Below are 12,670 nucleotides of genomic sequence, written 5' to 3' on the forward strand. Positions count from 1 at the left end.
CAGCGGTTCTTTTGTTTGGCCAGTTTGATGAACGCCCCTTCACCAGCGGCTATGGAGGCGGACTGAGTTCCGCCCCTGTGAGATATGCGCGCACTCATAGTTTTCCGTGGGCACAGCGTGGCTCCCGGGGGAGTTGACGTTGTGGTACACTGTCGACTCGATGTCAGAGCCGACACTTCTTCTCATTCATACCGCCTCTCGCGCACAGGTGCGATGCGGGTGCCTGGCGCGCGGGGCCGGCCGGCCGGCGCCGCTGGGTCTTTCGTGTCTTGCGGCCTCGTTTCCGGGACGGGCGGTCCTCCTCGATCTCCAGGAGAGGCTTCCCGAGCACACCGACATCCCCGAGTCGGGGGCGGAACCGTTCGCCGCCGTGGTCGTGGCGGCGGCGTTCGCTTGGCAACGGATCGACGCCGAGTTGATGCGGGACCGCCTGAGGGAGGTGCTTCCACAGGCGCGGCTGGTGCTCGGCGGTCCCCGAGCGACGGAACTGGGAACAGGCTGGGACGCCTCGATTCGCGGAACAGGCCGCGTCGCCTGCGAATGGCTCCTCAAGGATCCTCGCGGCCTGAACGGCCCGAACGATACGCTGGAAGCGGATCTGCGAACGCCCCTGGCCGTTCCCGCCGCCCCGCTTGCCCAGGATGCCGGTTATGCGGCCGCCGCCGAAAAGGCCGTCTTCCTGCCGACCGTTTCCGTCCATCAACCCTGGCTCGGCCTGCTCGATCGAAGCGGGGAGTCCGCCGGTTCCCCGACGCGCGGCGACCTGACCGACCTCTTCCGGTGGCTGAGAAACTCCGGGTTCGGCGGCATCTCGCTGGAAACCCCGAACCTTCCCGGCAGCCGCGCGAACCAGATGATCGACATCGGGAGCGAGCAGGGACTTCTGCTTTCTCTTCCGTTCGACCGCCCGGAAGATCTCGTTGCGGCGCGCCTGCGCGGCTCTCCGAACCTTGCGCGGGTCTGGCTTCGTCCCCCGTCCGGGAACCACGGCGTCATCCGTCCCTTCGTCGATGCCGGCAACGATCTTCGCTCGCACGGCATCTCGGTGGGCGTCCGTCTTCCCGTCGACATGCTGCCCGAAGACGCCGTTCCACTGCTGGCTATCGCGGACGACCTCTCCGTCGAGCATCCGGCCGCATGGCAGCAGCACCTGCTCAAGTCCCTCCTGACGACCTTTTACCGGCATCACGGGCGGCTCTGGCGAAACCTGCTGAAGATCAGAAGCGCCCATGATCTCGTTCGCACGCTCCGGGGAATGTACGGTATCCTTGATCTGGTCCTCTCACGCTGACCGGAGGTATATACTGTGAAATATATATTGATCGTGAACGGTCCGAACATGAATCTGCTGGGGAAACGGGAGCCGGAGATCTACGGTTCCGCCGGCCTCGCCGATCTCGAGGCGCGGCTCACCGCCGAAGCGGCGTCCCTCGGCTGCGGCATCGAATCGTTCCAGTCGAACCACGAAGGCGCCATCATCGACAGGCTTCAGGCGGCGATGGAGCCCGGCCGTTTCGCCGGCGTCATTCTCAACCCGGGCGGCCTGACCCACACGAGCGTCTCGATTCGTGACTGCGTCGCCGCACTCCCGGTGCCGACGATCGAAGTCCACCTGAGCAACATCTTCGCCCGCGAGGAGTTCCGGGGCCGGTCGATGATCGCACCGGTCTGCGCCGGGGTCATCACCGGCCTCGGTTTCGACGGGTATCTTCTGGCGCTTCGCCATCTCGCATCGCGGGCATCATGACGTCTCCCGGCCGCATCGAACTTCTCGCCCCCGCCGGCGACCAAAGCTGCCTCAAGGCGGCGCTCCTGGCCGGGGCCGACGCCGTCTACCTCGCCGGAAAGCGGTTCGGCGCGCGCGCGTTCGCCCCGAACTTCGACGATGCGGCCCTGCGGTGGGCGCGCAACGTCACGGCGTCGTTGAAGCGAAAACTCTATATCACATTGAATACGATCGTCTTCGACCACGAGAGGCATCTCCTCGAACAGGCGCTCGACTACTACGAAGTTCTCCAGCCGGACGCCCTGATCATCCAGGATCTCGGCGTTGCGTCGCTCCTGGCGAGGCGAGGCAGCACGATCCCGCGCCATCTGAGCACCCAAGCCGCCTGGAACGGCACGGGCGGGTTCGATCTTCTTCGGCGTCTCGGCATCACCCGCATCATCCTGCCGCGCGAGTCCTCGCTCGAAGAGATCAGGGAGCTGGCGGGCCGCCTTCCCTTCGAGATCGAGACGTTCGTCCACGGGGCGATGTGCTACAGCATCTCGGGGCGCTGCTTCTGGAGCGCCGCTCTCGGAACCCGTTCGGGCAATCGCGGCACCTGCGCCCAGCCCTGCAGGAAGGCCTATGCGGCCGGCGAGGGAAAGCCGGGTGACTGGCTTTTCAGCCCGCGTGACCTGCGACTGCTCGAAGCCATGCCCGAACTCGCCCGCGCCGGCATTGCCTCGCTCAAGATCGAAGGGCGGATGAAAGGGCCGGATTACGTCTACAGCGTCGTTTCTGCGTACCGTCGGGTCCTCGACGGCGAAACACCGGGCGCCGAACACGCCGCCGCCCTTTCGGAGGTGTTCAGCCGGCCGTTCCATCAGGGGTTTCTTCGCGGGGTGCCGTCGAAGGAGTGGAACACCCCCGAGCAGCCCGGCCGCGAAGCCCAGACGGTCGGCCGGATCGTCGGCCCGGCAAAGGGCGGGCTCGTCGAGATTGAACTGTCCGTCGTGATCCGACCCGGCGACGGCCTGTCCTGGGAGACTCCCGACGGCGGCCGGAGCGGCGCACGCATCACCTGGATGGAACCGGGCGGCAAGTCGAGCCACAAGCTCGTCCGAGGTCTCCCCGCCGGGCTTCCGGCCGGCACGATCCTCCGCCGTACCGACGCGGCGCATGACGCCCCCTGGCTCAAAGGCTGGAACAGAGACTGGGAGCGATATCCGATCGACCTCTTCTGGTCGGGGCACGAGGGGCAGCCTCTCGCCGTCGAGACGGTCGTCAACGGCCGTCCCGTCCGGTTTCAGACCGAGTCGCCCCTCACGCACGCCGTGGGGGGGCGCGGGCTCGAATCGGGGCCGCTGCTGCAGAAATTCGGCCTTCTGGGCGAAACGTTCGCGGCGCGACGTCATGTGACCAAAGCCCTCGACCCGGCCATGTTCATCCCCCCGGGCGATCTGAAGCGGCTGAAACGCAGTCTCGTCGAAGCCGTGACGAAACTCGCCTCTCTCCCTCCTCCAACCCATGTCACACGGGCCGGCACGACGGGGGCCATTTCCGTTCCTGCCGAACCGGCCACGCCCTCATCCCCGAAAACGCCCCCGATTCCGCGGGCCCAGCTGATGATCAGGCTGTTCAACCACGCCTTCCCGGTGCATCGCGACATCGGCCCAGACGCCTGGATCCTGCCTTTCGAAGATCGCCACGCCCTGCCGGACTCCCTCGATCCGTCGCGGATTACCTACTGGCTTGCGCCGGCCGCTTCATGGGATCGAGTCGACGCCCTCGAGCGCGAACTCGACCAACTGCCCGATCAGGAAATCCTCTGCATGGGCTGGGAAGCCTTCGAACTGGCGAAACGACTTCCGCGACATGCGTTCCGCCTCGACTGGTGCTTCAACGTTGCCAACACCCCCGGCTCGGAACTGCTCTCGGAGGAACGGATCGGCGTCACGGCGGCGCGGGAATGGCCGATTCAGCATCCGCCCGCGTCTTCCGGCATCACCTGGAGCATCGGGCACAATCCGCTCGTATCGATGAGCCGGTTCCCTCCCCTCGCGGAACGGCACCGCATCGTCACCAACCCGCACCGGGACAGATTTTTCCTTATGGACCTCGCTCCCGGCCTGACAGGGTTATTCCTGGTATCGCCGATCACGACGTGGGTCGCGCCTCCGGGCCTCCGGTACCAGCTGGATATCGCCGTGGCCCCCCACGAAAGCCCCTTTCGCGTCCTCGGGGAAATGGAGCACGTCATCGCGTCGGCGCGCACGAGACTCGTTTCCCCCGTTCCGAAGCAGAGTTGATTCCTTCGAACCGAAAATGCGGAAGCGGGGCTTTCGCGGCCCCGCCTCTTTTTTTATTCCAGTGCGTATAGAATACGTCTCAGACGGTCTCCGGTTGGTCGATGAAGGTTCGCTGGGTGGGCCTGACGGTCAGAACCGGACAGTCCGCCTGCCGGGTGACGGCGTAGGACGTATCGCCGAGCAGGGTCGTCAGGATGCCGGAGCGGCCATGGGCGCCGATGATGATCAGATCGATCCTGTTTTCAGCGGCATACTCAATAATATTCGCCGCTACATTTCCTCCGAGAACGGTCGTGACGATCGACAGATCCTTGTAGCCGTCGCCCACGAACTGACGCATCTGCTCGTGGATGTCCTGCTGGGGAATTCCTCCGGCGGCGGGGAGGGTCATCGGCAGTTCCAGAGGCATCGGCGCCATGAACTCCTCTTCGAAGACGTGGAGGAGATGGACTTCCGCGCCATACTGCCGCGCGAACGACGCGCCGTATTTCAGAGCAAGCCCCGAGCCGTCGGAAAAATCGACGGGAACGAGAATCCGCTTGAGATTGATCACGACCCGCTCACTTCACCCAGAACGGCGTGCGACCCTGGGCGAGAATCTTGATATCGAGACCGTTCGTGCGGGCGATATGCACGTGATCGCCCTTTTCATAGGCGAGCCACCGGTCATCGGGGGCGACGGTCGGATACAGGCCGCTGAGAATCGGGCGATGCAGCTCCTTGGTGGTCAGATCGAGGGATTCAAGCTCGCTGCTGCCGTACCGGTCGGAGATGAAGACGAGATTCTTGCCGTCTTTCGTGAAGCACGGAAACGACTCGTTCACGCCTTTGGTATCGGTGAGGCGGATGATCCCCTGGGCCATCGTCGAGATCATGTACAGGTCGTTCGTGCCGTCGTCCGTAAGGACGGAAACGGCGATCCATTCACCGCTCGGCGACCAGTCGGCGGCCGTCACCCGGAGATCCTGGGAGATCTTGACCGCGGTTTTCTGTTCGATGCTGTAGGTATACAGGGCGGCGACGTTATCGCAGGTCGAGTACATGATGAATTTTCCGTCGGGCGAGAAGCCCTCGAACGCGCTTCCCTCGAACAACTTTCTGATCTTCTTGCCGTCGCGGCTGAGGAGATAGACTTCGGAGCGCATGTCGGGCAGCTTGTTGGTAAAGCCGATCCAGCCGCTCGCTTCGCAGAGTTTTGGGAAAACGATGTTGGAGTAGGCCGGCGTGATGCGTTCTTTCCCCGTTCCGTCCGGGTTGATGAAGGCGAGATAGGTCTTCCCGGCCTCGGACGTATCGACGTACAGAATTTTGCCTTCGGGAGCCGGGCCATCGGCCGCCCACACCCGGGGTGCGACGCAGAGAACCGCAGCGAGCAGCGACACGGCAACGCCGATCAAAAGCCTCTTCATGAACCCCTCCTGTTCCGGTCATCAAAAAAATCGGGCGAGGTTGCCCTCGCCCGTTGAGTATAAACGAATTCTTCCGTGAAGCCAACTGGCTTCTTACATGTTGAACAGTTTCTTCAGGGGCTCGAACGCATCGACCTGTTCCTGCCGGTCCTTGATGATTGCCTTGGCTGTCTTGACGTCCTTCAGGAGCTGCTCGACCTCCTTGGCGTTCTTGGGATCATACTGGTCGATCTTGCCGAGCTTGGCTTCGAGATCCTTGATCTTGTCGTTGTTCGTCTTGATCTCGGCGGCGGCGGTGTCGGCCTTGCTCTTTGCCTGCCCGTAGACGTCCTTGAACTCGCCGTAGGCCTTTTCGAGACGCTCGCGCGCCTGCTCGACGCGTTTCGCGCTGGAGTTGATATCGTCGTCGAAGGGGTTCCACGCGTGGTTCGTGACGTCCTGGGTGCGGACATTCTTTTCATGGGCGGCATGCGCAGTCCTGAGCTCACTCTCGAGATCGTTGAGGTTCTTCAGCGTGAGGAACTGCTCGAAGGGCGATGCCTTGAAGAACGTGGGAGGCATGAGCCTGATGGCGGACATGAGAGCCGAATGATAATCACTGCTCTTCCCGATCAGGTTGGCGATGCCAATTTCCTTGAGGTCTCTTTCGAAGTATTTGTTTGCAGCGACATCGGCGTCCTTCTTCGCCTGCTCGGCCTTCTTGGCCTCTTCAGCCTTTTTGGCCTCCTCAGCCTTCTTGGCTTCCTCGGCTTTTTTGGCCTCTTCGGCCTTCTTCGCCTCTTCGGTTTTCTTGGCATCGGCCGCCTTCTTGGCTTCCTCTGCCTTCTTCGCCTCTTCGGCCTTCTTGGCGTCGGCCGCCTTCTTGGCTTCCTCTCCCTTGGCCGCATCGGTCTTGCCGGCGGTTTCGTTGGTGATCGGCTTGCCGTCGCGCTTCACGAGCTTGACCTTCCCGTTTTCGATCGCCCAGATGTATCCCTCGGGGGGATTCAGGGCCATCCATTCGGGATCCGTCAGCAACTTGTTGTCGATCATCAGGCGAACGGTTTCAGGGGTGAGAGCCGTGACCGTTTTCTTACTGCTGAGGAGCATCCTGTTGAGGCCGTCGACGGCCTTCTGCAGACGGGCGATCTTCTGCTCGGTCGTGTATTCCGGAATGGCGACCGGAGGCTTGCCGGTCTGTCCGCTCTGAGTGGAATTTTGCGAGCCGCTCTGCGAGCCGGTTTGCGTCCCGGTCTGCGAACCGCTCTGCGTGGCGCTCTGGGTACCTCCCGGAGTCGTTGTCGTCGTCGCGGAAGAAGACGCCGTCGCCGGGGCCGGCGGGATAACGATCGTCAGGTTCCAGCCGTCGATGATAAGATCAGGGTTTTTGGCCAGCGACGGGTATTTCGACTTGTTGGCCTCGATGATCTCGCGATACCTGGAGCCATCGCCAAGATATTTTTCAGCAAGTCCCCATAACGTATCACCGGGCTTCACCGTGATCTTGACGGTTTTCGCCTTGGCCGGCTCAGCGGGCGCCTGCGTCTGCGTCGTGGTCGTCACGGCGCTCGTCGTCTGGGTCGGAGCGGCCGCTTCGACGACCGCGGGCTGGGACGGCGCCGCCGAGTCGTCGACGGCAGACCCGTCGATGACGATGGTGCCGCCGGTCAAGGGGTTCGCTGCTCCGCTCGATTCGGCGCTCGCATGACCGCACAACAGGCCACAGAAAAGGACGACAACCAACGGGGAGATTCGTTTCATCGCATACACCTCTCTCTTCCCGGATTACGATAATGTACAGATTATACTGATTTTACGTCAGGTGTGAAGGAAAGTTTTCGACAAAATGCACGAAATTTTCCCTTCCGATTGTGGTATTCTTGTTCCGGCATCCTTCCATGAAAGAATAGAACGGAGAATACGAACATGTGGCCAAAATGGCTGAGGGGTTTAGTCACTCTGTGGGTAGCATGGGACAGCCGTTCCCGAAAAGGCGCCGGCCTGTTCTGGACAGCGACGGTATTCATTCTGGGACCTCTCCTGGTTCCCTTTTACCTTGCCGCCAGACCTCTTCTCCCCGGGGAAACCCGCCGCGGTTCCTTCTGGTGGAACGCCGCCTGGAACTTCGAGCGCCTGTTCGCGGCCCTCGCCGCCCTCGCCGGAATGGCCGTCTGCGCCCAGAACATGCAGATCGCCGAGAACAAAGATCTGGCCGTCGTCAAGCGCGCCGAGATCAAGGCGGGCACGCTCGCAGGCTTGATCGTCACGTTCGTTCTCCTTCTCGTTGAACGTGCGTTCATGAATTCGCTGAAATCCTCCATGGAACAGGATGTTCCGGAAGAGAACTGATCTGAACGGGCACTCGTTCGCACCCTACGCGAGACGCTGCGCGCGGCTTTGGGTCGCTCTGCTGTTCTTCGCAGCATCCCTGCTCCAGGGAGCCGTCACTCTTCCCACCGGCCCGGAACAACCCGTCTCGGGCCCCGGAAGCTGCGATTACGCGCACGGCGGATACCGCATCACGCAGGTCGGCGCCTACGAAGAGCGGTTCGTGCTGTATGAGCCCGCGAACCCCGCGCCGGCGAGCGCGCCCGTCGTCCTGTTCCTTCACGGCTGGATCGCATCCGATCCGGGCTACTACCAGGGCTGGATCGCCCACCTCTGCCGTCGCGGCAACACCGTTGTCTTTCCGATCTACCAAGGCAGCGGCGAGCATCTTTCGAACTACACCGCGAACGCCGTCCGGAGCATGAAGGAGGCCTTCAAGACCCTGTATGCGGGCGGTCACGTCGAACCCGACCGGGATCGCTTCGGCATCATCGGTCACGAATGCGGCGGGGTCATCGCGGCGAACGTCGCCGCATCGGCGAGATATTTCAAGCTGCCCCAGCCGAAGGCCGTCATGGTGCTGCATCCCTCGCGCCGGGGCGGTTTCGGCGCCGCGCTCAGCCTCGACCTCTACGATCTTTCCGGCATCAGGCCCGGGACCCTGCTGGTCGTCGGCGTCGGCGAGGAAGACGACGAAACCGTCCAGGAAACGGCCCGCGAGCTTTTTTATGCCGCCGACGCCATCCCCTCCTCCGACAGGAATTTCATCACCTTCCTGTCGGATATCCGCGGCACGCCGGCGCTCGTCGCCGACAGCGCGTCGGCCTATGCCCCGATCGAGCCTCGCTACGAGCGGTTCGTCGAGCAACGCCGCTGGGAGTTCATCTCGATGATGCGCCAGCACCGGCTTGCGCGACATATCCGATGCCGGGGAATCGACGCGATGGACTGGCTGGGCACCTTCCGGCTCTTCGATTCTCTCTGCACCACCGCCTGGACAGGCCGGGACCGGCGCTCGATCATGGGCGCCGGCGAGCCGGTTCGCTTCATGGGCATCTGGAGCGATGGCAAGCGGATCAACAGCCTTCTGGCAACGGAGCGACCATGAACATCACCCCCGTGCGATTCATTCCGATGTGCGTCCTTCTTCTTCTTACAGCCGCCGTTCCGGCTTTCAGCCAGGATCTGAAAGTGACGGAGGAGATGATCACCCGGTATCTGGCCGTGTACGACACCGTCACCGCCAGCAATCCCGCGATCGCATACAGACTGTTTCATCACGAGACGCTCGATCCCGCGACCCCTGAAGGCGCCATGGCCGAGGCCGCGCTCAAACAGGCCGGCTTCGAGTCTCAGCAGGAATTTTCGGCCGCCGACGTGATCCTCGGAACGGCATGGCTTCAGCTTACGGCCGAGGAAATGGCGAAATCCGCCGAACGGACCAAGCGGGACGCCGTTACGGCAATCGAGGATGCGCTCGCGGATCCGAACCTCGAGGATGCTCAGCGAAACAAACTCGAGCAGGCTCTCGAACGGATGCAGCAAGAGGAACGGCCCACCGCCACGGCTTCCGACACCGATCTCATCGATTCGGACAGCATGGCTCTCGTCCGCTCCTATCGCGACCGGCTCCGCCCGATCATGACGATGGATTCCGACGAGCAACTCAAGGGATTCTGAACCCCATCGTCGCCAGCCCGGCACGGAACTCGTCGGGTTCGCTCCAGAACAGCAGGGGAACCCCGGCAGCGACACATCGGTCGCGAACGCGGGTTTCCCGTATTCCGTCGAACCGGCCGATCCTTCGAAGGATGATGCCGGCGACACGCGCCGTCCGTTCCGCCGCGAAGCCCGAGTAAATCTCGGGGTCCTGCTCGCCCGCATCGCCGATCAGCAGCATCGGCGCCCCGGGAAACAGCGTCGCCAGCCGTCGGAGCCAGCGCGTCTTGTGATCGAACGTCTTCTGTTGGGTGAAACTCACGCCGTCACCCGTGATCAGAAGCCCCGGCGGAAACCGGCGATCGGCGAGGAACCCGCCGATGAAACGTTCCATCGCCGCCGGAGACGCACTCAGATACACGAAAAGAGCGCCCGTGCCCGAAATTGCATATATTTTATCATATATTTCTTGAGTTCCCGGCACCGCCTGCCGACCACTCAGGGTCCGCAGCAGGGAGTTGAAGAGAAGCTTGCGCTTCGCCGGCACATCGCTGACCAGCACGGTGTCGTCGACATCGCTGACGACGAGCAGAGAGGCCGAGGCCGGAAGGGGCTGCTCGACCCTGCGCAGGAGGACATTCCCGTTCGGGTCGGTCACGGAAATCGGGATCGTCCCCGTCCCCGCGGGCACCGGGAACTCGATGCCGAACGCCCCGCTTTCGTCGAGGCTGACGCTCCGTGAGGAGGAGCCGACCGATACGACGACGGTCGCCGAGGCTGCGGGCCGGCTCAGGAGTCCCCGCACCCGGTCCCGCCGGTTCGTTCCCACGCGCGGACGGCCGGCCCGTACGAGGCCCTCCGCGCGGATCTCGCCCGTTCTGGCACCCGGCAGGAGCCTCAGTGACGGGCAGTCGAGGCACAACGCCTGCGAAGCCGCGAAGAGAATCGCCGAAACGGCAAGAGCACCCATCGCCGGCAGGGGAAATGTTTTCCGAAGATTCATGTGACGCCGCCGCTCCTATCGGAGAAAATTCGTTCACCTCGAGAGTGGCATGAATGTCTTCCCTTCCGCAAGTGCATCGGATTTCGCAACCGCTGAATCCCAGAGGTGCGGAATGCGAAACGACGAATACAGCGGCTTCACAAGCCAGGCTGGTTGCGCTACAATGCCCGTCATGCGAAAAAACCTCCTGATTCTGGCCCTCGTTTTCATCCTCCTGATCCTCATTTCCGGCACTCCCGGAACGAATCCACCCGCTGGCTTTCCCGACAGAGACCGGATCTCATCCATCCTCCGGGACTCCCGGCCTGCGGACGTCCAGGAGCGGCTCACCTCCGTGATGGGCCCCGGGGCATCCGGCGCCGGAAGCTTGCGGGCCATGCTCCGGGCCCTCGACGAGATCGAGCGCGCTTCGGCCGAAATCCGGCAGCGCATCCCTGTCGAGATCTATCGCGCATGGCTTCTCGCGGCACACGGGTATGACCAGGCCGCGCTTTCCATCATCCGCCGGCTCACATTCGTTCCGCAGTATCTGACGCTGGAAGCCCAGGCGGATATCGCGCTGATCGAGGCGTCTCTTGAACTTCGCGCCGGGAACGCCTCCGCCGCCGCCGCCGCGGCCGACCGGCTCGCCTCGGCCGACGTCGGCGCGGCCCAGGCGCTTCGCCAGCTTCTCGCCATCGATCCCACGGCGCGATCCTCCGGCGGAGCGGACTCCACGTGGCCGCTGGCGTCGGTTCTCCTGCTGGCCCTGATGGCCGTTCCGGCCTTCGCCATCGACCGGGAACGGCGTCTCTGGCTGAAACGCTTTCCCGAAGGGCAGGATCGCATCGCCCCGTATCATGCGTTCAAACGCTCCCCCCTCGCGATGTTTCTCGTCACGGCGGGCAGTCTTCTGGTTCTGGCGCTCGGCCTGCCCCGGCGGCTCGGCGTCCGCCACGACGTCGCCTTCGCAATTATATACTGGATGATATCTTACACATTCACGCTCATCCCGTTCCACCGGCTGGACCTCGACGTCCGCAAGGGAAACTGGAGCCTACGGGAATACGTGTCCGCCGTGTTCCGTCTCCACCTGCTCAGGGCGCTCCCTCTCGCCGCACCCCTGGCCGCTTTTTTCATCCTCCGGACCATGTCATCCGCCCTCCCGTGGTGGGTCGTGAACGCCCCATGGTCGCCCGCCCTGGGCTTCGCCGTGCTGACGGCCGTCACCCTCCTCGCGATCCCCTTCCTCCTGCCGGCGGTCATGGGGATGCGACGGATCTCATCCGACCAACTTCCCCGCCCGCTCAGAGATCTCCCGTTCAGGTTCTACCGGTGGCCTCTCCCGAAAATCGGCATCGCGAACGCCGTTTCCTTCGGGTATTTCCGGGCATCCCATTCGATCGCCTTCACCGGCGAACTGCTCGACGGCTGTTCCGCGGAAGACGTCGTCGCCGTCGCGACCCATGAAGAGGCGCATCTGTCCGGCGGGCATCTGTTCCTGTATTTCCTGGCGATGGTCGATCTGGCACTCGCGGCCGGCCTGTGGGCGGCCGTGTTCCCGCTCCCTGCCGAGAGACTGCTGATGTTCGGCCCGACGGTCATGCAGGGCATGATCCTGTTCGCCGTCTGGCTCATCACCAACAGGTTGTTCACCGCCATGGGCCGCCGTTTCGAGTTCGAGGCGGACCGCTTCGCGGCGGAGCGGGTCGGGCGGGAACCGTACATCCAGGCCCTGACGCGCCTTGCACGCGCGAACTTCATGCCGGTCCGGTTTCGCGAAGCCGACAACGCCCCCGGCGTCCACCCGTCGCTCACCGAGCGGAAGCATGCCCTGCGAGGATACGATGGCCGCGTGTTCGAACCGGCCGCCGGTCTTCCGTCCGACCTGGTCCTCGCCCTCTGGAGAAGCCGACTCGCCCTCGAGTGGAATCGCGGCGAACAGGAGGCGAAACACATCTGCTCGCTCGACGACGATCCCCCCGGCGATGCCCCGCCGGCGGACAGGCTCGCCGCGATCGCCCGGCGCCAGGCCCGGTTCGGCGCCGAGTGTCTTCTCGAACCCGGCGGCGCCTGGCTCGAGATCATCGAATGCGCCCAGAAACTGACGATCCTGACCTCCGATCCGTCTATTCCGCAGGACCGCGTCTGCGCGCTCTGCAGCGGCGGCATGCGCGAGGCCCTCGCTCCCGACACCGTCGCCTGGGCGTCAACCCCGGCCGGCTGCAGGATTTCACGCCATCCGTCCGAAATGACGCAACCGGCGGTGTCTGACTCCACCCCGCCGGTTGAATTATAG

The 12,670-nt window shown here is 63.6% G+C and carries 11 protein-coding genes; 7 read left to right on the forward strand and 4 right to left on the reverse strand.

Features of this window, described 5'->3' with window-relative positions; translation table 11 throughout:
• Positions 1 to 139: 139 nt before the first annotated feature.
• Genes PLU72_10955 through PLU72_10965 form a run of 3 tightly spaced genes read left to right on the forward strand, consistent with a single transcriptional unit; the run spans position 140 to position 4,014 of the window.
• The gene (locus tag PLU72_10955; GenBank protein HOT28698.1) at positions 140 to 1,291 is read left to right on the forward strand and encodes a hypothetical protein; all 1,152 of its coding nucleotides are present in this window, start codon (positions 140 to 142) and stop codon (positions 1,289 to 1,291) included.
• A 15-nt stretch (positions 1,292 to 1,306) separates the two neighbouring features.
• Complete coding sequence (aroQ, locus tag PLU72_10960; protein HOT28699.1) at positions 1,307 to 1,747, forward strand: type II 3-dehydroquinate dehydratase; 441 nt, start codon at positions 1,307 to 1,309, stop codon at positions 1,745 to 1,747.
• Positions 1,744 to 4,014, forward strand: a complete 2,271-nt coding sequence (locus PLU72_10965; GenBank protein ID HOT28700.1) for a U32 family peptidase — start codon at positions 1,744 to 1,746, stop codon at positions 4,012 to 4,014. The genes aroQ and PLU72_10965 overlap by 4 nt, the downstream gene beginning before the upstream one ends.
• Positions 4,015 to 4,093: 79 nt before the next feature.
• Here the strand turns inward: PLU72_10965 and PLU72_10970 are convergent, their stop codons facing one another.
• The 3 genes from PLU72_10970 to PLU72_10980 all read right to left on the reverse strand — a co-directional run bounded on the left by PLU72_10970 (position 4,094) and on the right by PLU72_10980 (position 7,163).
• Positions 4,094 to 4,567: a universal stress protein gene (locus PLU72_10970; GenBank protein HOT28701.1), complete on the reverse strand. Its 474-nt coding sequence runs from the start codon at positions 4,565 to 4,567 to the stop codon at positions 4,094 to 4,096.
• A gap of 7 nt (positions 4,568 to 4,574) precedes the next feature.
• Positions 4,575 to 5,423 (reverse strand): DUF5050 domain-containing protein, encoded by an 849-nt coding sequence (locus PLU72_10975; GenBank protein ID HOT28702.1) that lies wholly within the window; start codon positions 5,421 to 5,423, stop codon positions 4,575 to 4,577.
• A 93-nt stretch (positions 5,424 to 5,516) separates the two neighbouring features.
• A complete protein-coding gene (locus tag PLU72_10980; protein HOT28703.1) occupies positions 5,517 to 7,163 on the reverse strand; it encodes a LysM peptidoglycan-binding domain-containing protein in 1,647 nt (548 codons plus the stop codon).
• Between the two features lie 165 nt (positions 7,164 to 7,328).
• Here PLU72_10980 and PLU72_10985 point away from each other — a divergent pair, with 165 nt between their 5' ends.
• Genes PLU72_10985 through PLU72_10995 form a run of 3 tightly spaced genes read left to right on the forward strand, consistent with a single transcriptional unit; the run spans position 7,329 to position 9,410 of the window.
• Positions 7,329 to 7,751 (forward strand): hypothetical protein, encoded by a 423-nt coding sequence (locus PLU72_10985; GenBank protein HOT28704.1) that lies wholly within the window; start codon positions 7,329 to 7,331, stop codon positions 7,749 to 7,751.
• Complete coding sequence (locus tag PLU72_10990; protein ID HOT28705.1) at positions 7,732 to 8,838, forward strand: alpha/beta hydrolase fold domain-containing protein; 1,107 nt, start codon at positions 7,732 to 7,734, stop codon at positions 8,836 to 8,838. The genes PLU72_10985 and PLU72_10990 overlap by 20 nt, the downstream gene beginning before the upstream one ends.
• Positions 8,835 to 9,410 (forward strand): hypothetical protein, encoded by a 576-nt coding sequence (locus PLU72_10995; GenBank protein ID HOT28706.1) that lies wholly within the window; start codon positions 8,835 to 8,837, stop codon positions 9,408 to 9,410. Before PLU72_10990 ends, PLU72_10995 begins: the two co-directional genes overlap by 4 nt.
• Here the strand turns inward: PLU72_10995 and PLU72_11000 are convergent.
• Positions 9,397 to 10,392, reverse strand: coding sequence for a DUF2183 domain-containing protein (locus PLU72_11000; protein HOT28707.1), 996 nt, complete (start codon positions 10,390 to 10,392; stop codon positions 9,397 to 9,399). The two genes, PLU72_10995 and PLU72_11000, sit on opposite strands and share 14 nt — an antisense overlap.
• Positions 10,393 to 10,504: 112 nt before the next feature.
• On the opposite strand from PLU72_11000, the gene PLU72_11005 reads away from it, so the two are divergent.
• Complete coding sequence (locus PLU72_11005) at positions 10,505 to 12,670, forward strand: M48 family metalloprotease (GenBank protein ID HOT28708.1); 2,166 nt, start codon at positions 10,505 to 10,507, stop codon at positions 12,668 to 12,670.

This window comes from Candidatus Ozemobacteraceae bacterium (assembly GCA_035373905.1).
Classification (GTDB): domain Bacteria; phylum Muiribacteriota; class Ozemobacteria; order Ozemobacterales; family Ozemobacteraceae; genus MWAR01.